This is a genomic window from Micromonospora sp. NPDC005324, assembly GCF_040607155.1.
GTDB classification, from domain to species: Bacteria; Actinomycetota; Actinomycetes; order Mycobacteriales; family Micromonosporaceae; genus Micromonospora; species Micromonospora trifolii.
Map to the genome: position 1 here is coordinate 84858 of NZ_JBEXGE010000021.1, position 21338 is coordinate 106195.

At 70.5% G+C, this 21338-nt stretch carries 20 protein-coding genes and 1 pseudogene; 9 read left to right on the forward strand and 12 right to left on the reverse strand.

Going from position 1 to position 21338, the window contains the following annotated elements; genetic code table 11:
* Window positions 1-37: 37 nt before the first annotated feature.
* From ABZS40_RS22020 to ABZS40_RS22030, 3 genes are read right to left on the reverse strand one after another with little or no spacing between them, the layout of a single operon-like run.
* Complete coding sequence (locus ABZS40_RS22020; RefSeq protein ID WP_354945190.1) at window positions 38-1555, reverse strand: aldehyde dehydrogenase family protein; 1518 nt, start codon at window positions 1553-1555, stop codon at window positions 38-40.
* Complete coding sequence (locus ABZS40_RS22025) at window positions 1552-2754, reverse strand: fumarylacetoacetate hydrolase family protein (protein WP_354945191.1); 1203 nt, start codon at window positions 2752-2754, stop codon at window positions 1552-1554. Before ABZS40_RS22025 ends, ABZS40_RS22020 begins: the two co-directional genes overlap by 4 nt.
* Entirely contained in the window at window positions 2751-3008 is a 258-nt protein-coding gene (locus ABZS40_RS22030) for an enolase C-terminal domain-like protein (RefSeq protein ID WP_354945192.1), read from the reverse strand. Before ABZS40_RS22030 ends, ABZS40_RS22025 begins: the two co-directional genes overlap by 4 nt.
* A 185-nt stretch (window positions 3009-3193) precedes the next feature.
* Here ABZS40_RS22030 and ABZS40_RS22035 point away from each other — a divergent pair, with 185 nt between their 5' ends.
* Window positions 3194-4060 carry an IclR family transcriptional regulator gene (locus ABZS40_RS22035; protein ID WP_354945193.1) on the forward strand — a complete coding sequence of 289 codons (867 nt, stop codon included), beginning with the start codon at window positions 3194-3196 and terminating at the stop codon, window positions 4058-4060.
* A 13-nt stretch (window positions 4061-4073) separates the two neighbouring features.
* Here ABZS40_RS22035 and ABZS40_RS22040 read toward each other — a convergent pair whose 3' ends face one another.
* Window positions 4074-4388 carry a chorismate mutase gene (locus ABZS40_RS22040; RefSeq protein WP_354945194.1) on the reverse strand — a complete coding sequence of 105 codons (315 nt, stop codon included), beginning with the start codon at window positions 4386-4388 and terminating at the stop codon, window positions 4074-4076.
* Between the two features lie 139 nt (window positions 4389-4527).
* Between ABZS40_RS22040 and ABZS40_RS22045 the strand changes: the two genes are divergently transcribed.
* Window positions 4528-5412 (forward strand): CDP-diacylglycerol diphosphatase, encoded by an 885-nt coding sequence (locus tag ABZS40_RS22045; protein ID WP_354945195.1) that lies wholly within the window; start codon window positions 4528-4530, stop codon window positions 5410-5412.
* A gap of 110 nt (window positions 5413-5522) precedes the next feature.
* Here ABZS40_RS22045 and ABZS40_RS22050 read toward each other — a convergent pair whose 3' ends face one another.
* The 3 genes from ABZS40_RS22050 to ABZS40_RS22060 all read right to left on the reverse strand — a co-directional run bounded on the left by ABZS40_RS22050 (window position 5523) and on the right by ABZS40_RS22060 (window position 7792).
* The gene (locus ABZS40_RS22050) at window positions 5523-6104 is read right to left on the reverse strand and encodes a WHG domain-containing protein (protein ID WP_354945196.1); all 582 of its coding nucleotides are present in this window, start codon (window positions 6102-6104) and stop codon (window positions 5523-5525) included.
* Complete coding sequence (locus ABZS40_RS22055) at window positions 6097-6933, reverse strand: alpha/beta hydrolase (protein ID WP_354945197.1); 837 nt, start codon at window positions 6931-6933, stop codon at window positions 6097-6099. The genes ABZS40_RS22050 and ABZS40_RS22055 overlap by 8 nt, the downstream gene beginning before the upstream one ends.
* A 76-nt stretch (window positions 6934-7009) precedes the next feature.
* A complete protein-coding gene (locus tag ABZS40_RS22060) occupies window positions 7010-7792 on the reverse strand; it encodes a hypothetical protein (RefSeq protein ID WP_354945198.1) in 783 nt (260 codons plus the stop codon).
* A 53-nt stretch (window positions 7793-7845) separates the two neighbouring features.
* Here ABZS40_RS22060 and ABZS40_RS22065 point away from each other — a divergent pair, with 53 nt between their 5' ends.
* Window positions 7846-8448, forward strand: a complete 603-nt coding sequence (locus tag ABZS40_RS22065) for a class I SAM-dependent methyltransferase (protein ID WP_354945199.1) — start codon at window positions 7846-7848, stop codon at window positions 8446-8448.
* 90 nt (window positions 8449-8538) lie between these two features.
* On the opposite strand, the gene wrbA is transcribed toward ABZS40_RS22065, so the two are convergent.
* Window positions 8539-9138: an NAD(P)H:quinone oxidoreductase gene (gene wrbA / locus ABZS40_RS22070; RefSeq protein ID WP_354945201.1), complete on the reverse strand. Its 600-nt coding sequence runs from the start codon at window positions 9136-9138 to the stop codon at window positions 8539-8541.
* A gap of 193 nt (window positions 9139-9331) precedes the next feature.
* Between wrbA and ABZS40_RS22075 the strand changes: the two genes are divergently transcribed.
* Together ABZS40_RS22075 and ABZS40_RS22080 are read left to right on the forward strand one after the other, a co-directional pair.
* Window positions 9332-12160, forward strand: coding sequence for a BTAD domain-containing putative transcriptional regulator (locus ABZS40_RS22075; protein ID WP_354945202.1), 2829 nt, complete (start codon window positions 9332-9334; stop codon window positions 12158-12160).
* A gap of 69 nt (window positions 12161-12229) precedes the next feature.
* Window positions 12230-13795: an alpha/beta fold hydrolase gene (locus ABZS40_RS22080; RefSeq protein WP_354945203.1), complete on the forward strand. Its 1566-nt coding sequence runs from the start codon at window positions 12230-12232 to the stop codon at window positions 13793-13795.
* A gap of 126 nt (window positions 13796-13921) precedes the next feature.
* On the opposite strand, the gene ABZS40_RS22085 is transcribed toward ABZS40_RS22080, so the two are convergent.
* The 3 genes from ABZS40_RS22085 to ABZS40_RS22095 form a co-directional block, all read right to left on the reverse strand.
* Window positions 13922-14254, reverse strand: coding sequence for a carboxymuconolactone decarboxylase family protein (locus ABZS40_RS22085; RefSeq protein ID WP_354945204.1), 333 nt, complete (start codon window positions 14252-14254; stop codon window positions 13922-13924).
* 63 nt (window positions 14255-14317) lie between these two features.
* Window positions 14318-14710 carry a nuclear transport factor 2 family protein gene (locus ABZS40_RS22090; RefSeq protein WP_354945205.1) on the reverse strand — a complete coding sequence of 131 codons (393 nt, stop codon included), beginning with the start codon at window positions 14708-14710 and terminating at the stop codon, window positions 14318-14320.
* A gap of 119 nt (window positions 14711-14829) precedes the next feature.
* Window positions 14830-15543, reverse strand: coding sequence for an alpha/beta hydrolase (locus ABZS40_RS22095; protein ID WP_354945206.1), 714 nt, complete (start codon window positions 15541-15543; stop codon window positions 14830-14832).
* Between the two features lie 457 nt (window positions 15544-16000).
* On the opposite strand from ABZS40_RS22095, the gene ABZS40_RS22100 reads away from it, so the two are divergent.
* From ABZS40_RS22100 to ABZS40_RS22110, 3 genes are all read left to right on the forward strand, one after another.
* The gene (locus ABZS40_RS22100; RefSeq protein WP_354945207.1) at window positions 16001-17239 is read left to right on the forward strand and encodes an MFS transporter; all 1239 of its coding nucleotides are present in this window, start codon (window positions 16001-16003) and stop codon (window positions 17237-17239) included.
* 200 nt (window positions 17240-17439) lie between these two features.
* Window positions 17440-18207 carry a hypothetical protein gene (locus ABZS40_RS22105; protein ID WP_354945208.1) on the forward strand — a complete coding sequence of 256 codons (768 nt, stop codon included), beginning with the start codon at window positions 17440-17442 and terminating at the stop codon, window positions 18205-18207.
* Window positions 18208-18253: 46 nt separating this feature from the next.
* Window positions 18254-18538 (forward strand): hypothetical protein, encoded by a 285-nt coding sequence (locus ABZS40_RS22110; protein ID WP_354945209.1) that lies wholly within the window; start codon window positions 18254-18256, stop codon window positions 18536-18538.
* 79 nt (window positions 18539-18617) lie between these two features.
* Here ABZS40_RS22110 and murQ read toward each other — a convergent pair whose 3' ends face one another.
* Complete coding sequence (murQ, locus tag ABZS40_RS22115; protein WP_354945210.1) at window positions 18618-19511, reverse strand: N-acetylmuramic acid 6-phosphate etherase; 894 nt, start codon at window positions 19509-19511, stop codon at window positions 18618-18620.
* 354 nt (window positions 19512-19865) lie between these two features.
* On the opposite strand from murQ, the pseudogene ABZS40_RS22120 reads away from it, so the two are divergent.
* Window positions 19866-21329: pseudogene (locus ABZS40_RS22120) on the forward strand (sodium:solute symporter).
* The last annotated feature ends 9 nt before the right edge of the window (window positions 21330-21338 follow it).

Consider the following 21338-nt stretch of genomic DNA (forward strand, 5'->3'; position numbering starts at 1 on the left):
CGGCCTACCGGAGACCGGGAGAGACCGGCAGACGCAGTCATTGGACCGCTGGCTGCAACCTCCCGTCGACTCGCCGGGCAATGGTGGTGTACTCGTCGCGCAACTCCTCGGGGAGGACCCAGGCCGGGGCGTCCTGCCACGCCAGCGGGCGGAGGAACCGTCGGATCGACGTGGCGCCCACCGACGTGTGCACGGCGTTTGTCGACGGCCACGGTCCACCGTGGTGCTGGGCCCACGACACCCGGACACCGGTGGGGTAGCCGTCGAAGACGATGCGACCCGCGCGGGCGGCGAGCACGTCGACCAGTCGGCGTACCACGTCGGCGTCGTCGCCCGGTCCGCGGTGGAGCGAACCGGTCAACGACGGCGGGACGGTGGCCAGCGCGGCGTCGAGGTCGGCGTCGTCGTCGTACCGGACCACGATCAGGAGCGGGCCGAAGCACTCGTCGGCGATCTCGGCGGTCAGGCCGGCGAGGCCGACCTCCAGGAGGGTCGGTGCCACTGTGAAGCCCGTGCCCGGATCGACGGTGGGCCGCGCCGAGACCCGAGCGCCGGCCCGCTCGAACTCCGTGGCCCGGTTCTCGTACGCGTCCCGGATGCGCTCGTTGAGCAGGACGGCGCCACCCGACGCGTCGACCCTGGCCCGCAGCGCGTCGACCAGGCGGTCACCACCCGGATCGGACGGAATGAACGCCAGGCCGGGCTTGGTGCACAGCTGACCGCCCGAGTTCGTGAAGGAGCCGAACAGCCCTTCGGCGATCTGCTCTCCCCGGGCGGCAGCCGCGTCGGGCAGGACGACGATCGGGTTCACGCTGCCCAACTCGGCGTACAGGGGAATGGGGTCGGGCCGTTCGTCGATGGCCGCCTGGATGGCGCGGGCGGCGTTGACCGAGCCGGTCAGGGCGGCCGCGCGGATCGCCGGGTGACGTACCAGCAAACGGCCGGCCTGCTCCCCGTACACGGTCGCGACGACACCCTCGGGCCCGCCGAGGTCGCGGACGGCCCACTCGATCGCGGCGGCGGAGGCGTGCGAGGTCAGCGGGTGGGACGGGTGGGCCTTCAGGATCGTCGGGCACCCGGCGGCGAGCGCGGCGGCAGTGTCTCCGCCCGCGACAGAGAAGGCGAACGGGAAGTTGCTGGCCCCGAAGACGGCGACCGGGCCGAGGGGCACCAGCATTCGCCGCAGGTCCGGGCCGCGACCGAGTGGCGTGTCGGCGGCGTGGTCGATGGTGGCCTCGACGTACGCCCCGTCGCGCAGCACCTCGCCGAACATGCGGAACTGAAGCGCCGCCCGGGTGAGTTCCTGGTCGAGTCGCGCGTGGCTCAGCGCGGTCTCCGCCTCGGCGGCAGCGACCAGATCCACTCGACGGAACTCCAGCGACGCGGCGATCGCGTCCAGCAACTCCGCGCGGCCGAGCCTCCCGCGCCCGGCCAGCCACTGCGCCGCCGGGGACGTCTGACCGGCGATCACCTCCAGCCGAGACCCGTCGGTCTCGGTGAGATCCGTCGCGCGACGCTGACCGTCGCGCGGATCGACAGTGATGACCACGTTCACAGCAGTCCTCTCCTTACCAGATTGCCCATGAGATCGCGGACGCCGAAGTGCCAGGGCTCGCACTCCTCCGCGTGCCGGACCCGGTTGACCAGGGTGCCGAGCGCCGGGCAGCTGATCCGTACCACGTCGTCGACCTTGTGGGTGAAGCCCTCACCGGGGCGGTCCCGGTCCTGGATGGGCGCGAACATGGTGCCGAGCATCAGGGCGGCGCCGTCGGGATAGTGGTGGTGCGGCCCGATCAGCTGCCGGACCAACTCCTCGGGATCACGCGACATCTGGGTCATCTCCGAGACCGCCTCCAGGTGGAAGCCGTCCTCGCCGCGAACCTCCAGGCGCACCTCGAGTTCGCGTATCCGATCCATGCCGAACCGGTCGTCGAAGAGCCGGATCAGGGGGCCGAGGGCACAGGAGGCGTTGTTGTCCTTCGCCAGGGGGAGCAGGAGCGCCGAGCGGCCCTCGATGTCGCGCAGGTTCACGTCGTTGCCGAGGGTGGCGCCGACGATCCGGCCGCTGGACTGGACGATGAGCGTGACCTCGGGTTCCGGGTTGTTCCACGTCGAGGCGGCGAGCACGCCGACCGGAACGGCGGTGCCGACGGCGGAGAGGATCTGCCCCTTGGTGAAGATCTCGGCGTCCGGGCCGATGCCCACCTCCAGGTACTGGCTCCACATTCCTTCGGCGACCAGCAGGCTCTTGAGCCGATCCGCCTCCGGCGAGCCCGCCTCCAGGCTGTGCAGGTCGACACCGACGTCGGCGAGCATGCGGTGCCGGATGTCCGCCGCCAGCGCCACATCTCCCCGCGCCCGTTCCTCGATCACCCGCTCGATCATGGAGATCGGAAAGGTCACCCCGGCGGCCTTGAGCGCCTGGAGGTCGACCGGGGCGAGCAGCCAGGGCCGGTCACGGTCTCGGGTCGCGGCCCCCGTGTTGGCCAGTATCTCCCCGAAGTCGCCCACCCTCGGTCCGTCGAGCCCGGCCACCGTGGCGGCGGGGTCGGGCAGCTCGCAGATGTCGCGGACGGTCGGGAACCGGTGGCTGATGTCGATGACCTCGCCGTCGCGGATGGTCACCGGCGAGGGGCCGTCGCTGGACGGGTCCCAGATCCGGCCGATGAGGACGCTGTCGGCATCGTCCGGCAACGCCTCGGCGGCGGCGCCGACCCAGTCCGCGCCCGACCCGCGCGGCCGTGGCAGCGTCATGAGTCGCTCTCCAGGTACCAGAAGTTGGGCAGCGTCGCCGCGAGTTGCAACGTCGCGGCCGTGCTGAGTGAACCACTCGGGTTGTGCGGCGCGAAGCACACGTAGCTGGTCGCGGCGAGCGTGGTGATGAAGGCCAGCTCGGCGATCCCGCCGGCGTTCGTCACGTCGGGCTGGACGAAGTCGCCGTGCCCCTCGACGAACAGCTCCACCTCACGCCCCAGCGCGCCACGATCGGCGTCGATCTGGGCGGCCACCCGGTCCAACTGCGCGGTGGTCTCGCACTGGCGGTGCCGAAACGAGCGCGCTGGTTACCCATCGTTACTCCACTGTTGCGAATCGGCGGCACGCTGATAAATTGCAACGATCGTAGCGTCATGCGCAACGGTGTCAATTAGTGATTGCACATCGCATCACTCCCATTGCACGATATGCAATGAATGTGGCGTCGCCCGAGGGGTCTGTGATGGTGGCGTGTGCCCGCTCAAGCACACTGAGAGGTAACGGAGAAACAGCCTTGGCGCAATCGATTCGCCGCGCGATCGACCTCATCCGTCGATCCGCGGAGCACCCGCTGTCCCTTACGGAGGCAGCGGACGTGCTCGGCGTCCACAAATCCACAGCCCTGCGCATCCTGCAGACGTTGGAGTCCGCGCGCTTCGTCCGCCGGACCGGCGCGGGCACCTACGTCCTCGGCAGCGGCCTGATCGAGTTGTCCGAGCTCGCGCTCGGCTCGATGGACCTCCGCCAGCCCGCGGCCGCACACCTACGTGCGCTGCAACGCGAGACCGGCCACACCGTACACCTGGCGCAACTGACCGGCGACGAGATCATCTATATCGACAAGGTGGACAGCCCGGCGTTCGACGCCGTCAAGCTGCCGTCGCGGATCGGCCGCGCGGTGTCGATCTACGCGAGCGCTGTGGGCAAGACGATCCTGGCCTACCTCCCCCGGCAGGAACGTGACCGCCTTCTCTCTTACGTCGTCTTCGAGAAATTCACCGACACCACCTTCACCGACCACGACGCCCTGGAAGCCGAACTCGCCCGCATCCACGACTGCGGCTGGGCCATGGACAACGGCGAGCACGACGCCTACGTGATGTGCGTGGCCGCGCCGATCCGGGATTCGCGGGGGCAGGTCATCGCCGCCGCCTCGATCACGGCGATCGAGGTCATCGCAAGCCTCGACCAGCTCAAGAGCAACCTTCCGCTGCTCCTGGAGACCGCCAACAAGATCTCGTACGAGCTCGGCTACACGCCGCCTTCCTCGGCGAACCCGGACGGTGAGAGCCGCACCGCGACCTGACCGCCCCGAGCGATCACCGCGTTGTCGGCGCCGACCCGCGGGTGAGGCGGTGGTGCTCGTCGGTCTCCATGTCGATGAAGGCCTGGATCATGCCCCGGTAGATCCGTTCGATCAGATCCGGCTCGGCACCGGCTTCGCTGGCCAACGTGCGGACCCGGGCCACCACCTGCGCCACCCGGTCCGGCGCACGGACCGCCTGAGCGTCGCTCTTGAGCGGGGCGGCCTGCCGGACAAGCGCCTCCCGCCGGGCGAGCAGCCCGACCAACTCCCGATCCAGCTCGTCGATCCGAGCACGGATGTCGGTCAACGTCGCCGCAGTCTCTGCCACGCCGGAAATCGTCGCACGACGGCGACACGATCAGGCGACCCGTTCGCCGGCCCACCCGCCGAATGGCGGCTTTCACCCTAATCTCGACACGTTCATGTTCGGCTCCGCACCGCAACCACGGAGGATGACGATGGGCGGAATGCCACGGCGTCAGTTCGTCAGACTCTCCGGGACCGCCGGCGCCACGGGACTGCTGGGTCTGGTCGGCGCGGACCGGGCGTTGGCCGACGGCGGCCCGACCCCCGGGCCGTCCCCATCGACCCCCGGCGGCCCCGGCGCCGCGGCCTGCCCCACACCCTCGCCCCTCTGCGGCTTCCCCACCGACACCGGTGGCAGGTACGACCTGTGGGACCGGGTCCAGGTCTGCGAGGGCACGAAGACCGGCCCACCGTTCCCCCAGTGTCTGCGCACGACCCCCACCTACGTCGTCCTCAATGGAGGTTCGGGCTCGAACCACGACTTCCTGCTCGTCCCCAGTTGCCGGATCAGCGGCATCGAGTGTCCGTTCATCACCACCGCCAACGCGCCGAACTACTGGCTGGAGGCGTGGGACAACGCGCAGCCGGGGCAGCCGGGGCACGTCGTCTACCCGCACATCGGGCTGGGCGTCAACTCCGCCGACCCGACGATCCGGATGCAGGACCAGCTGCACATCCACCTGGCCGGAATCCACTCGGGAATCCAGACGCAACTGAACAACCATGACAGTGCGATCAGCAACGACCCGTCGCGGTGGCGCAACCAGATCGTCCCGATCTGGGGCCTGACGAGCACCGGCCTGCCCGCCCCGCGCTCGTACCGGGTGCTGCACGTCGCGAACCTGAACGGGAACCTCTTCCGACTCCTGCTGGACAGCGTGGTGCGGCCGACCGGCGCGACCATGGCAGCGCAGATGCTGGCGGTGACGCCCCGCCTGACCGGCGGCGGCGGGTTCTACGTCCTGAACAGCGAGCCCGGTCTGCCCGTCCCGGCCGGCCAGCCCGGCGGCACGGGCACCGTCGACTTCCTGCTCGCGTACGCCTGAGCCCCCTGTCGGCGCAGCAGCGCCGTCCGGTCGCGCCGGCCCCAACCACTCCCTGCCAGGGTTAGGCACCGCGTGGAGAGGCAGCCCGTACGCATCGAGGCGACCCCGTGTCAGCGGGCGACGTCAGCGGCGCCGGCGCGCAGGCCCTGATCGATGAACGTGACCAACCAGGTGAAGCTCTCGTCGACGGACGCGTCGATCTGGAACCCACCGGCCGCCTCCAGGGTGGCGAACCCGTGCAGGACGCTGCGCAGCGTCCGCATGGCGTGGATCTCCTGGCCGGGGTCCAGGCCGTACCCGCTCAGCATGGCCGCCCAGGAGGCGAGCACCCGCTCGCTGGCCGGGATGAACGGGTCCTCGGGGCCGGTCGGGCGGGTGGCGTTGGCGGCCGCGTACCGGCCGGGGTGTTCCCGCACGTACGTCCGCATCGCCTGCGCGCCCGCGGCGAGGGCATCGCTGCCGGAACGGCCCTGAATGGCGTCGCGGATGGCGTCGCCGGCCTCGGTCATGGCCAGGACGGCGATCCGGTGCGCCAGCTCGGCCTGGCTGGCGACGTGCTTGTAGAGCGAGGGGGTCTTGATCCCCAGCCGTTCGGCGAGCGGGCCCATGCTGAGGTTGTCGAAGCCGACCTCGTCGACCAGCGCGGCTGCGGCTTCGGTGACCGATGCCGGGGTGAGCCGGGCCTTAGGCATTGGTCAGCGTCCGGGCGAGGAAGGGCAGGGCCAGGGCGACGACCTCGTCGGGCGTCTGGACGTGCGGGTAGTGGCCCGCGCCCTCGATGACAACCAACTCGCCGAGCCCTCGCGGCAGGTCGGCCATGATGCGCTCGCCCTCGGCCCGCGGGTCGGCCCAGTCGGGGTCGGCGCTGCCCTGGATCACCAGGACCGGGCAGGTGACGTTGGGCAGTTGCCGACCGGCGTCGCCCGGGCTGGTCTTGGCCATGGCCTGGAGGGCCTTCATCCGGCCTGGCTCACTCATCTTGGCCTCGATGCGCGCCAGTTCGCTGTGCCAGTCGGCGGGCTTGGTGGGGATCGCCACGTCGAGGTACTTGCGCCAGTTCGCCAGGCTGCCCCGCATGAGCACCTGCGCCAGTTGGAGGTAGCCGGCCCGGAAGCGCTTCACCCGCACCAACCCGCCAAGGTCGAAGGACTGGGCGCGGGTGAACGGCGCCAGCTCGATGGCGCCGACGATCAGCTCGGGCGCGGTGGCGGCCGCGATGGTCGCGGCACCGCCGCTGATCGACTGGCCGATGATCACGGCCGGTCCGCCGAGGTGGCGGACGACGGCGATGAGATCCCCCGCGATGTCGGTGCGGCTGTAGCCGTCCCAGCCGAGGCTGGAGTCGCCGCAGCCACGGATGTCGACGTTGGCGACCCGGTAGCCGGCCGCGGCCAGGGCCGGGGCGACGAATCGGTAGGAGTGCCGGCTGTCGCCCATGCCGTGCGCCAGGACGACCAGTGGGCCCTGCCCGGAGACCTCGTAGGCGATGGTGTTGCCGGCAATGTCCAGGTTCTCGATCATGACGCCTCCAACTGAAGCTAATGCGGTTAGCTATAGGCTAACCGAATTAGCCGAAGCTGGCAAACGCCGGTCGCCGCTACCTGCCTCCGGCCAAGCCGAGCTGGGGGTAGAGGGCGTCGGGGGCGGCGACCGCTCCGGGCGGCCGAGCGACAGTGACTGTCGTACCGAAATCGCTGTAGCGCAGGGAGGCGTTCGGCAAGCCGCTCGCCTCCGGCATCAGGAAGCTGACCAGCCGACCCTCGGTGTCCAGCGTCGCCCGGAACGCGTGGCTGCGCGCGCCCTCCGGAAGGGCGCCACCGGGAGGGGGCTGGAAGCTGATCCCGTTGCCGGCGCCAATCCGGGTCGCGTCGATCGTCCCGGTGATCTGGGACCCGTTCGCCCGGGCGGTGACGATCGCGTCGATGAGGCGGCCGGAGCCGCCGAAGTCGTTCCTGCCCGGCGCGAAGCTCAGGGCGAAGTCCGACGGCACCCGGGCCGGGTCCAGGACCATCCATCCGTCGCCGACACCGCGCATGGGTAGACCGATCTTCATGTAGACCTCGTCGTCGATCATCCGGATCTCGATGCCGCCACCCGGCGTCGAAACGGTGCCGATCGAGCGCTTGCGGACGTTGTCGCTGTGTGACAGCGCCGTGACCTGACTGGCGATATCGACGTCGCTGCGAAAACTCGTCTGATCGACGAACGCCGTGCCCGACCGCAGCAGACCGATCGCCTCGGCCGTCGTGGTGGCATCGGCGCTGGGGCCCGACGCCGGGGAGGTTCGAGGTGTGGATTCGCTCTCCGCCGGCGCGCCAACCGTGCAACCCAGCAGGAGAAGGCCCGCAGAAATGCCGGCCAGTGTGGCTCGACGTGTCATGGCCATCACGGTAGGCCGCCTCGGCAAGGTCTGGTGACCCGTATGGTTCCGCGATGGAAACGGACACGGTACGGCAGGCTTACACGTCCGTCGCGGAGCTCTACATCGAGCTGTTCGGCACGAGCCAGCAGGTGGACACCGACGACCTCGCCCTCATCAGACGGCACCTGGGCAACCGGCCCGGCCGGGTGCTCGATCTGGGGTGCGGGCCTGGCCACCTCACCGGCTACCTTCGTGAGCTGGGCGTCGACGCCATGGGGATCGACCTGGTTCCCGAGTTCATCGCGCATGCGCGGGCGTCCCACCCGGGCGTCGAGTTCCACCTCGGTTCGATGGAACACCTCGACGTGGCTGAGGACTCCATCGACGGCATCCTGGCCTGGTACTCGTTGATCCATCTTCCGCCGCCGGAGCTCGACGGCATGCTCGCGGAGTTCCGGCGAGTGTTGGTCCCGGCCGGGCGGTTGGTCCTGGGCGTCTTCGACGCCGATGAGGTCGGCGCCTTCGACCACAAGGTCCTTACCGCCTACCGCTGGCCGGTCGACGAGATCTCCGAACGACTCGGCCGGGCCGGCTTCCGGGAGGTCGAACGCCTCCGGCGGCCCGGCACCGACGAGCATCGGCCGCTTGCCGCAATCGCGGCGATCGCGGTGTGAGGCGCCGAGGGCCGGCCCCCATGGTGGGAGGCCGGCCCTCGCCCAACTGAGCACCCGCGTCGACGCGGGCGTCCGGTACGGCGGCAGCGCTCAGGCGCTGAGCTTCCCGGCGATCTTGACGACCCGCTCGGCCATGTGGTCGAGGGCGGCGAACTGGGCGTCGCCCAGCGGGGCGTCGTTGCTTCCGCCGGTGACGTGCGAGACGCCGTACGGGTTGCCGTCGGCGAACTTCAGCGGGTCGGTGTAACCCGGGGCGACGACCAGACCGCCGAAGTGGTGGACGGTGTTGTAGAGCGCGAGAAGGGTCGACTCCTGGCCGCCGTGTGCGGTCATGGATGCGGTGAAGCCGGCGTACACCTTGTCGGCGAGCAGCCCCTGCGCCCACTGCGGGCCGAGGGTGTCGATGAACTGCTTGAGCTGGCTGGCGACGTTGCCGTAACGGGTGGGCGTGCCGAACAGCACCGCATCCGCCCAGACGACGTCGTCGGCGGTCGCCTTCGGCTCGTCCTTCGTGGCGTCGAAGTGCTGGCTCCAGGCGGCGTTGGAGGCGACGGCCTCCGCCGGGGCGAGCTCCGGAACCTGACGCAGCCGCACCTCGGCGCCCGCCTTCTCGCCGGCCTCGGCGAGGCGCTTGGCCATGGCGTGCAGAGTCCCGGTGGACGAGTAGTAGATGACGGAGAGCTTGGTCATCGGAGGCATCCTTCCCAAAGTAGTTGCCGCTGATAAATTTGCGGCCGCAACAATCTCGACTGTAGCAGCCACCTCACGACACCCCAACGTCCTGACCATGCTCACCGGCGTGACGGAGCACACCAGGAGACCGGCGCTGGCTGCGGCCGTCCAGCCGATGAGGCGGAATGGTTCGGCCCCCTACGATGAGGCGATGGACCCCGCTGGGGCGCCGCCCGCGACGCGATACCAACTGCTCGGGCCGGTCGAGGTGCGGTCGGCCTGCGGGGAACGGCTGGCCCTCGGTACGCCGATGCAGGTGCGCCTCCTGGCCGTGCTGATGGCGCAGCCGGGCACCGGCCGGTCCATCGACCAACTCGTCGACGAGCTGTGGCAGGGGCGCCCACCGAAGACGGCAGCCGGCAACGTGAAGACCTATGTCTGGGCGCTGCGCCGGGCGCTGCGCTCCCCGGGCTTCTCCGACCCCGCCATCCTCGCCGGGCCCACCGGCTACCACCTCGCCCTCGACGGGCTGACTGTGGACAGTGTGGCCTTCGACGACCTGGCCCAGCGCGGATATTCCGCGCTGCGGCAGGGTCACTGGTCAGCCGCCCAGGAGTCGTTCGAGGCCGCGCTCGCGCTCTGGCGTGGCGAGCCGTTCGCGGGCCTCCCCGGCTGGGGGGTGTTGCTCTCCGTCCGGGCGCGGCTGCAGGAGCAGCGGTCAAGCCTGGTGGAAGAGGTCGCGGACCTCCAGCTGCGCGCCGGACGGCATCACGAGCTGATCGAACCGCTGCGGAGTCAGGTCGACGACGATCCGCTGCGCGAGCGCCCCTGGGGGCAACTGATGGTGGCCCTGGCGCGGACCGGCCGACGCGCCGACGCGCTCGCGACGTACCGGCAACTCCGTCAACTCCTCGCCGAGGAGGTGGGAGTCGAGCCCGGTCCCGATCTGCAAAACCTGCACACCCGCATCCTGCGGGCGGAGCGGGAGCTGTTGACATCCGATTCGCGACCACCGGAAAGATGCCCGCCACCGGTGGTCCCCCGACAGCTGCCGGCCCCACCGAGTCTGTTCACCGGCCGGGCCGGAGAGCTGACCCGGCTCACCACGCTGCTGCTCGCTGACCCCGGCTCGGCCGGCACCGTCGTCATCACCGGTACGGGCGGCGTCGGAAAGAGTTGGCTGGCGCTGCGCTGGGCCCACGACAACCGGCGGCACTTCCCCGACGGGCAGCTCCATGTCGACCTGGGCGGATTCGGCACCACGACGCAGGAGGCGTCCCCCTCGGCCGTCGTCGTACGCTCGCTTCTGCCCGCCCTGGGTGTGAAGCCTCTGGAGATCCCCGCCGAGCCGGCGGCCCAGTTCGCCCTGTACCGCAGCCTGACCGCGAATCGGCGGCTGCTGGTACTTCTCGACAACGCCCGCGACGCGGAACAGGTGCGACCGCTGCTTCCGGGGTCGACCCGCTGCGGCGTGCTGGTGACGAGTCGCCACACACTGCCCGGCCTGGTCGCCGCCGACGGCGCGCATCCCCTCGCGCTGGACCTGCCCACCGACGACGAAGCGCGCCAGCTACTCGTCCGCCGACTGGGTGCGCAACGGGCCGCCGCCCAACCGGCAGCGGTGGACGAGCTGATCAGACGTACCGCGCGGTTGCCGCTGGCCCTGTCCATCGTGGCCGCACGAGCCGCCGCCCGACCCACGTTCGCGCTCCAGGCCATCGCCGACGACCTGGCGGCGAGCCGGGGCGGGCTCGCCGCCCTGGCCACGGATGATGCCGCCACCGACGTGCGGACCGTGCTCTCCTGGTCGTACCGCCTGCTCGGCGCGGACGCGGCCCGACTGTTCCGGCAGATCAGCCTGCACCCCGCTCCGGACGTCAGCGCGGCGGCGGCGGCCAGCCTCGCCGGGGCTCCGCCGCACCTGATCCGGCCGGCGCTCGACGAGTTGACCCGGGCGAACCTGCTGGCCGAGCCGTCTCCCGGCCGCTTCCGCTGTCACGATCTGCTCCGCGCCTACGGGGAGGAGCTGACGTACGCCCTCGACCGTCCGGCCGACCGTAGCGCCGTCCGCGGCCGCGTGCTCGACCACTACCTGTGTGCCGCTCGGGACGCGGCGAGGCTGGTCGACTCCGGTTGGCAGCCGCTCGATCCGCCTCCCCTGCCCGCCGACGCGTCACCGTCGGCGTTCGCCGACCACCGGGCCGCGCTGGCCTGGTTCACCATCGAACAGCGGGTGCTGCTGGCCGCCGTCGACGACGCGGTGGCACACGACTTCGACGCGCACGCCGGGCAGCTCGCCCAGGCCCTCACCCCCCTGCTCGGCCGGCTCTCGCAGTGGCACGACCTGGCCGCCGTGCAGGCCATCGCGGTCACTGTCGCGCACCGCCGCGGTGATCCGCGGGCCGAGGCGCTGGCCCACCGGGACCTCGCGCTGGCCCACATCCAGCACCGTCGGTTCAGTGCGGCCCACCATCACCTGCGGCGCGCGATGGCCCGGTACGACCAGGCCGGCGACCGCCCGGGGCAGGCCAGCACCCACCTGCACCTCGCCTGGCTGTCCGACATCGAGGGCGACGCCGGGGCGGCACTGCCGCACGCCAGGCAGGCGCTGGCGCTGGCCAGCAGCACCGACGACCGGCTCGGCGAGGCGGCGGCACTCAACGCGCTCGGCTGGAGCCACGCCCAGCTGGACGAGCACGCCCGCGCCATCACCTACTGCGAGCAGGCGCTCGCGCTCTACGAGGAGGCCGAGGACCGGCTCGGCGCGGCCCACACCTGGGACAGTCTCGGATTCGCCTACCACTGCCTCGGGAAACACCCGACCGCGGCCGACTGCTACCGGCGCGCTCTGGCGCTCTACTCGGACGTCCAGGACCCGTGCGGGAGGGCGGACACGCTCGTCCGCCTCGGCGACACCCATCAGGCGGTGGGCGACCACGGCACCTCGGTCGACCTGTGGCGTCAGGCGTTGGCGATCCTCGACCGGGTCGGTCATCCACAGGCCGCGGTGCTGTCCGAGCGGCTGGCCGCGTACCGATGACCTCCCTGCGCCGGCCGTCTCCGGCCCGGCATGGATCCGACGTGGACCGGGCGTCGGCAGGCTGGACGAATGTTGACCACGAAGAGAACCACCTTTCGGCATCCCCGCAGGGTTGACCCTCGACGTCGGCGGCTCCTCGGCAGCCTCTCGGCCGTCGTCGCGGTCCTCGTCGCCCTGTCGCTCAACGCCCCACCGTCGCTCGCGGGCACCACGCCGACCGCCACCAGAACCGGGTCGGTCACCGCGGCCGCCGCCGGCGGGTGGACCGGTCGGATCGACTGGCAGGCGTGCCCGGAGCGGCCCGACGACCCGGGCACGCGGTGCGGCACCCTGCGCCTGCCGGTCGACTGGGCCCGACCGGGAGGGGAGACCTTCGAACTCGCCCTGGCCCGGCGCACCGCCACCGACCCGGCAGCCCGCATCGGCGTCCTGGTCTTCAACCCCGGCGGTCCCGGTCTGTCCGGGGTGGACGTGGCGCTGACGGCCGACAGCCAGCTCGGGCCGGACGTGCTGCGCCGCTTCGACATCGTCGGCTTCGACCCTCGGGGCACTGTCCGTAGCGCACCGGTGCGCTGCTCGTCGGCGCTGCTGGCCCAGCAGCCTTCCCTGACGCCCGCCAACGCGGCAGAGTTCGAGCGACTCCGCACCTACAACCGCCTGTTGCGCGACGACTGCCGTGCTCACAGTGGCCCACTGTTCGACCACATCGACAGTGCCAGCGTCGCGCGTGACACGGAGGCCATCCGGGCGGCGCTCGGCGAGCGGCAACTCAGCTTCTACCAGTGGTCCTACGGCACGCTGATCGGGCAGTCCTACGCCGAGCTGTTTCCCGACCGCGTCCGCGCACTGGTCATGGACAGCGTGATGGACCACAGCCAGGGGGTGAGGGAATACTTCCGCAGCGGGGCGGCCAGTAACGAGGCCCTGTTCCACGAGTTCGTGGCCTGGTGTGAGAGGACCCCTGGCTGCGCACTGCACGGCCGCGACGTGCCGGCGCTCTACGACCAACTGATGCGCCGTGCCGACGCCGGCACGCTTGTCGACCCGGCCACCGGCGCGAAGCTGACCTGGTTCGATTTTGCATTCGCGACAGTCATCAACTTCTTCGACGCGACCTGGGCCGACCTGGCGAACATGCTGCTCGCGTTGGAGCGGGGCGAGGCCGCTCCGCTCGCGTCCCCGATGGCGCCGGTCGAGAACGACGAGGACCTGACCGAGTACGCCCTACCGGCGTTCTGCCAGGACTGGTCGCTGCCGGTCGACTCGTTCGCCGAGTGGAACCGGTATCTCGAACTGTCCCGCGCCGCGGCACCGCACCTGCGGGCCTCCCCGCTGGCCGTCCGCTTCACAGCGATCTGCCTGGGCTGGACGGCGAACAACCCGCAACATCGGCTGCGGGTACGGACGAGCGCGCTGCTGCTGGTGCTCAACGGACGGTACGACCCGGCCACCCCGTACGACGGGGCCCAGCGGGTGGTGCGCCAGCTCGGCAGCCGGGGCCACCTCCTCACCTACGAGGGATCGGGCCACGCCAGCTACCCACGGACCGAGTGCACCCGTCGTCAGGTGGAGCGGTACCTGATCACCAGAACCACACCGCCGGTCGGCGCGAGCTGCCCGGCCGCCCCGGCCTGACGGGTCGACCTCGCCACGGTGACGTCCCAGCACACGGTAGGTAGTGGACGGTCCGACGACGTGTCGGTCAGGTCTCCTACCCCGGTGGCTGGGGCGTCGCCGCTCGCTCGGCAGTGCACCGGTGGGTCAGTCCTCCTGGTTGGCGAAGACCTGCTTGGCCACGGTCATCGCGGACACCGCCCTGGGCCAGCCGGTGTAGAAGGCCAGGTGGGTGATCACCTCGATCAGCTCGGCCTCGGTGAGGCCGTTGCGCTTGGCGAAGGCGAGGTGGAACGCGAGCTGTTCGGTATTGCCGCTGCTCGTCAGGGCGGCGACGGTGACCAGGCTTCGGTCCCGCTTCGTCAGCTCGGCGCGCTCCCAGACCTGCCCGAACAACACGTTGTCGGTGTAGTCGACGAGAGCGGGCGCGAAGTCGCCGAACATCTTCTGCGCGTTGGATGGTTCCTTCTTCTCGGCCATGGGTTCTCCTCGGCGGCGGGTCATCCGGAGCGGTACGACGGTCTTGTCGACGGGTTGCTCGGGTCACGATCCGTCCGGCGGCTCGGCGGGCTGCTGTCCTGGCCAGAACGGCCACTCCTCGAATGAGCGGCACCGTCCGTCGTCGGCGAACCGCATGACCCAAAGGTCGCGGTACTCCTGGTCGACCGGGTCGCCGTAGCGGACCTCCTGGCGCGACACTGCGGTGTCACCCTCGACCGCGACGATCTCCGTGTTCAGCTGGAACACCTCGTCGGGGCCCTTGCGCTGCTTCTCCCACATCCGGGCGATGGCCGGCAGGCCGACGACGGGGGTCCAGTACGGCCCCTGCTGGTAGCTCGCGTCCTCGGTGAAGAGCGTGACCAGCACGTCGGTGCCCGGGGTCCGCCAGAGCCGCTCGTAGGTGGCCAGCCAATCCTCGACGTGCTTCCTGTCCATGGCCCTCACCTTGCCATCCGAGCGGCGGCCAGCTGGGATAACCCACAGGCTAGCTGACAGGCAGGGGTGGGCCGACGAGCTCTCGTCGTCGGCCCACCACCAGCTGTCCGTCCGGACCGTCAGCTCACGCCCCGAACCGCCTCGATGATCGTCTCGGCGACCTCGCTCGGCCGGGCTACCGCCATCGCGTGCGAGCCGCCGACGACCTCGCGCTGCCCCCGGGGGTTGGCCCGCTCGGCCATGAAACGGTGCACCTCGGCGGGGATGTTCTTGTCCGCGTCCCCGAAGACGAACCAACTGGGCAGCGACCGCCAGGCGGGGTCGCCGGTGAGCTTGTCGGCCAGGCCCTGTTCGGTGATCGGTCGCTGGGTCCGGGCCATCAGCGCGGCCACGTCGTCCGACGAGTCCGCGCAGAACTGCGCGTGGTACTGGTCCTGGCCGATCGCCACCTCGTTCCCACCGGTCGACACCGGGTACTTCACCAGCGTGTCGGCGAGCGTGCTGCCGGGGAACTTCGCGGACAGCGTCAGCGCCGACTCGCCGGTGTCCGGGGCGAAGGCGTTGACATACACGAGGGCCCGCACCGAGGTGTCGCCGGCTGCGGCCTGCGTGATCACCATGCCGCCGTACGAGTGGCCGACGAGGACGACCGGACCGCCGATCCCGCGGACGACGTCCTGCACGTACGCGGCGTCGCCCGCGACGCTCCGCAGCGGGTTCGCGACGGCCACCGAGTCGTACGCGGCGCCCAGCCGCTCAAGGACACCGTTCCAGCTCGCCGACTCGGCGAACGCGCCGTGCACGAGCACGATGGTGGGCTGTGAATCTGGCATGACAGGGGCCCCCTCACTCCGTGAAGCTGTTCACCGCCGGTCGCACTGGTACGCCTGGATACCCGTTACGAGAGTGTGAAACGTCCGACCCGATGAGCAGGAGGCTGCGATGGCTACGACGACGCTGGCCGAGGTGACGGCCGAACTGGCCGAGCTGGAGGACCCGAAGGCACGGGACGGCTCGCCGACCCGGATCCCGTGGTCGCGAGTGCCGGCTGGGCGCTGACCACCGAGCGCGTGACGAAGAAGCCCGAGAGCCTGGACCTCCCGGGGCTGCTCGATGCGATCGAGACCGAGATGAAGGGCGCGCCGGATCGTCTGCAGTGGGCGATGAACCACTGCCTGGCGCAGATCGGCATCGAGCACGCCGAGCGGGATAGGCAGCACGTTTCGGTCTCGCAGCCCGCATCGGCGGGGTCGACGTCGTCTCCCGCGCGCCCCTATAGTGAGTTCCATTATGAGACTTACGGTGTTCTGGCGGTGGTGGGTCGCCGGCACGACCAGCCAACTCGGTTCGGCGGTCGGCGCGCTGGCCCTACCGCTGACCGCGCTGACAGTGCTCCACGCGTCGGCCTTCGAGATGGGCCTGGTCACGGCGGCGGGCTATCTGGCGTACCTTCTGATCAGCCTGCCGGCGGGCGTGATCGTGCAGCGTCTGCCGCTGCGCGGCATGCAGGTCGCCCTGGACCTGGTCCGGGCCCTCGCCATCGCGTCGGTCCCCCTGGCCTGGTGGTTCGACATGCTGACGGTGACCCAGCTGATCGCTGTCGCCCTGGTGGTGAGCTTCGCCAACGTGCTGTTCGACGTGGCGAACCAGACCTTCCTGCCGGAGATCGTGCCGGCCGCGCAGTTGCAGGCCCGCAACAGCCTCACCTCCGGCACGCACGCCGCCACCGCGCTGGGCGGGCCATCCCTGGGTGGTCTCGCGGTGCAGTTGCTGGGTGCGGTGCCGACGCTGTTCGTGGACGCCGTCAGCTACCTGCTCTCCGCCACGCTGCTGCGCACCCTTCCGGCCCGGCGGGTGCAGCGACCGGCCGAGCGGCCGCCGATGGTCACCATGATCCGCGAGGGCTGGCACTTCGTGCTCCGGCACCCGATCATCGGACCGGCCATGTGGGACGCCACCGCGACGAACTTCGTCAACGGCGCCATGCTCGCCTTGATCCCGTTCTACCTGGTGCGTGAGCTGCACGCATCGCCGCTCATGGTCGGGCTGCTGGTCGCCACCGACGGCCTCGGCACGCTCATCGGCGCGGCGTTGACGACTCGCTTCACCGAGCGGTTCGGCACCGCACGCGGCCTGATCATCGCGGCCTTCGTCGGTGTGGCCGGCGCGCTCATCATCCCGCTGGGCACCGGCACCGCCGCCTTCCTGGCCTTCACCGTCGGGAACCTCGTCTTCGCCGGCTCCACTGTGGTGCTCAGCGTGACCACCCGCACCTACCGAATGCTCGCCAGCCCACCGGAACTGCTGTCCCGGGTGATCGCCACGGTCAAGTTCGTCTCCTGGGGCGCCATCCCGGTCGGTGGCCTCCTCGCCGGCATCCTGGCCGGGCCACTGGGCGCCCGTACCACCCTGCTGATCTTCGGGGCGCTCACGGTGCTGTCCCCGATCATCTACCTGTCGACGCCGATCCGCCGACTGCGTGACCTGCCGCTCGACCCCACGCCAACACCGACCGAGGCGCGGGTGTGAAACGGTCAGGTGCGCTCCCGTTCTGTCCACATGGCTCACCGGAAATATCGACAGAAGGTGTAGCCCTCGGTCCACCGGGGCAAGAACCCGCCCATGGAGGGAACGGCAGGGCGCGAGAGGCAACAGCTCGGCCGGCGGCACCGAACCGGTGAGCCGGAGCGGGCAGGCCTGGCGACCCCACTGCCGGCGGCCTCCGTCTGATGCGGCTGAGGCACAGCCTCCCCCCGGTGGCGCTCGGCGCGGTGGCGCTCGGCGCGGCTCTGGGTGCCAACCCCGCCCACGCCGACACCCCGCCGCCACCGCGTCTCCCGCTGGTGGAGGTCGCCACCTCTTCGGAGGCCATCAAGGTCTCGGTGGCCGACGTGGTCGAGGTGGAGTTGACCGTCCCTCTGCCGCTACCGACGGCGGTCGTGTCCCTGCCCGTGCCCGTGCCCCTGCCGTCGACGGACCCGCTGCCCCTGCCGTCGGCCGTTCCGCTGCCGACGGCGTCGGCCGTTCCGCTGCCGACGGCGTCGGCCAAGCCCTCCACAGCTCCGCCGAGTCGGCCGGCCGGCACCCCGTCGTCGCCGCAGGCCACACGGGCACCATCCGCCTCGGCATCCCCGGAGGCACGGGTCGCCTCGCCGCCGTCGCCGGCACCCTCGACACGAATGCCGGCGACGGTGACCCGAAGCGGCGCCCACGTCAGGTCCGATGGCCGGGCGTCGGAACAGGCGCGGGCGACGATGACCGCTGTCACCGGACAGCGGCCCAACCCGCCCGCCCGTCCCGCGCCGGGGCCACCGGCGTTCGTGCTGGCGCTGGCGTCCGCACCGACCGGCATCGGCGCCGGCGGCGCTGATCCACCCACGTCAACAGCCGAAGCTTCGCCACCCACCTCGCCGCTGCGGCCAGGCCTCACCGTCACCGCCGTCGACCTGCGCGCGACCAGCCGTCCCGTCGAGCGGGGTCCTCCCCCACCCCAATGACTCCTGATCACCCACTCGCGTCCACGACGTTGATCAGGAGAGGTTCATGGAAATCGCCGTTATCTGGATCCCCGCCCACATCGAGCCGTCGGAGCCCGCCATCGCGAGGTGCCTCAGCCACCTTCGCGAACACTCCTACCGATTCGCAGGAATCATGCGGGCCCCCTGGGAGACCGTCGAGCAGACGATGATCGACGGTGAGGTGGATGTCGTCGTCATCGCCGACTTCGCCCACCTCCCGCCGGACCGATCCCCCCGGATCGAGCTGGCCAGCTCCCCCGACGGCGACACGGACGAGGACCGAACGGTTCCGGGCACACAGCTCGACTGACACCACGAAGCGCCCCGTCCGCAACGGACGGGGCGCTTCGTCAATCTTCTGTCCCGTGCTCAACCGCGAACACCCTGGGTCAGGCCGCGACGGCCGCCCGGACGTCGTCGTCGGCGGCGCGCAGCCGGGCCGCGGCCTCCTCGGCGGTGCAGTTCGCCAACAGCAGCACGATGGCCGTCTTGGCGTGCCCGTGCGCCGCCGCGAGCGCCCGCGCTGCCGTGTCCAGGTCGGCGTCGGCGGCCTCGGCGACGATCCGCCGCGCCCGGTCGACGAGCTTCTCGTTCGTGGCGTTCATGTCCACCATCAAATTGCCGTAGACCTTGCCGAGCCGGGCCATCGTGGCGGTGGAGAGCATGTTGCAGACCAGCTTCTCGGCGGTGCCGGCCTTGAGCCGGGTGGAACCGGTGAGCACCTCGGGGCCGGTGGGCACCTCGATGGCGACGTCGGCGTGCCGGCTGGTCACCGCGTCGGTGTTGCAGGCCACCGAGACGGTCGCCGCGCCAAGCGCGCGGGCGTGATCCAAGCCACCGACGACGTACGGGGTACGGCCGCTGGCGGCGAGCCCGACCACCGTGTCGCGGGCGGTCAGGCCGACGGCGTCGAGGTCGGCGACGGCGCGGGTCGGGTCGTCCTCCGCGCCCTCGACGGCGACACCGAAGGCTCGTGCCCCGCCGGCGAGCAGACCGACGACCCGCTCGGGCGTCGTGCCGAAGGTGGGTGGGATCTCGACGGCGTCGAGCATGCCGATCCGGCCGCTGGTGCCCGCGCCGAGGTAGATCAGCCGTCCGCCCTGGCGGAGCGACGCCACGATGACGTCGACGGCGGCCGCGATGTCCGGCACGGCCCGGCGGACAGCGTCGGCGACGGTCTGGTCCTCGTCGTTCATCGCGAGAAGCAACTCGGTGGGAGACATCCGGTCGAGGTCGCCGGTCTTGTCGTTGCGGGTCTCGGTGCCGAGGGTGCTGAGGTCCACGGGGTGCTCGTTCCTCTCGCTGGTGTGCAGTCGCCGGCCGGCGGGGAGAGGTCCTCCGGTCGCCCGGCGGCTCGCCGTCGAGTGCGTCCTCGCGGCCCGCCGTCGCGGCCAGGCCGAGGGCGCAGCAGCGAGCAGTCCCCGTATCAGCAGGCTGAAACCACAGCGTAACCAGCCCGGACGGGCGGTGGCAAAAAGTTTCGCGTTAGGCTGAGTCAACGTCACTTATTGACAACCGCTGGTTGGGAGCGAGCCGTGCGTCAACTCGACCTCGTCGTGATCGTGCTGTACCTCGTGGTGATCGCCTACGTCGGACTACGCCTGTCCGGTAAACAGAAGTCCGCCAAGGACTACTTCGTGGGCGAGGGTCGACTGCCGTGGTGGACCGTCTCGTTCTCCGTGGTCGCCACTGAGACCAGCGTCCTGACCGTGATCAGTGTTCCCGGCGGCGCCTACAGCGGTCAGGGCTTCGGCAACGTCGAGCTGGCCCTGGGTTACGTCATCGGTCGGGTCGTCGTGGCCGCGGTGCTCATCCCGCTCTACAAGCGGGGTGGGTTCGTCAGCGCCTACCAGTACCTCGGTGAGCGGTTTGGCCTGAAACTTTAGGGTCTGGCGTCGGTGACGTTCGTCTTCACCCGCCTGCTCGCCGAGGGTGTACGGCTGTTCGCCTCGGCCATCCCCATCAAGCTTCTTCTCGACGAGTTCGGGCTGAATGTCGGCTACCAGGCCATCATCATCGTCCTGACGCTGATCACTGTGGTCTACACCTACCTCGGTGGCATCAAGGCGGTCATCTGGACCGATGCCATCCAGATGGGGCTGTACCTGGGCGGGGCGATCCTGGCCATCGCGGTGCTCAGCCACGCCGTCGGCTTCGACGGCTACTCGCAGGCCCTGGACGCCGGCAAGTTCCAGCTCTTCGACACCAACTTCGCGCTCTCGCACGTGCTCACCAGCCCGTTCGCCCTGCCGACAGCGATCATCGGTGGCGCGATCTTCGCGATGGCCAGCCACGGGTCGGACCAGCTGATCGTGCAGCGCATCCTGTCCACCCGCACGCTGCGCGAGGGACAGAAGGCGATGATCTCCTCGGGCATCTTCGTGGTGATCCAGTTCGCGGCGTTCTCGCTGGTCGGCGCGCTGCTGTGGTCGTACAACAAGGGTCAGACCTTCAAGGAACTCGGCCTGGCGAGCAGCGACAACCTCTACCCGAGCTTCATCCTGCACGCCCTGCCGGTGGGCATCTCGGGTCTGCTGGTGGCCGGCATCCTCGGCGCCGCGATGGGCTCGCTGTCCTCGGCGCTGAACTCGATGTCGAACTCCACAGTCGCCGACTTCATCCACAGCTTCTTCCGCAAGGTCCCGTCGGACGACGCGATGCTCCGCCTCGCCCGGGTGATGACCCTGGTCTGGGCGGTGCTGATGGCGATCTTCGCCTGTGCGTTCAGCTCCAGCACCGGAAACGTCTACCTGACCGGTTTGACCATCGCCGGCTACACCTACGGGGCGCTGCTCGGAGCCTTCCTGCTCGGCCGCCTCGTCAAGCGGGCCAACCAGGTCGACGCGGTGATCGCCTTCCTGGTCACCGTGGCGGTGATGACCTACATCGTCCGCTACGTCAAGATCGATGTGACGACGGCCGGGACGACCACCGCCACCGCCATCGCCGCGCAGTGGCTGGTCCCGATCGGCGTCCTGATCACCCTGGTCGTCGGCGCGGTGTCCAGCCGGTTCCACCCGGCCCCGGAGACGCCGTACGACCATGGGCGTAGCGACGAGGTCGACGACGACGCAGCGGCGGCCCCCGCCGGCCGGGCATGAAGGAGTACG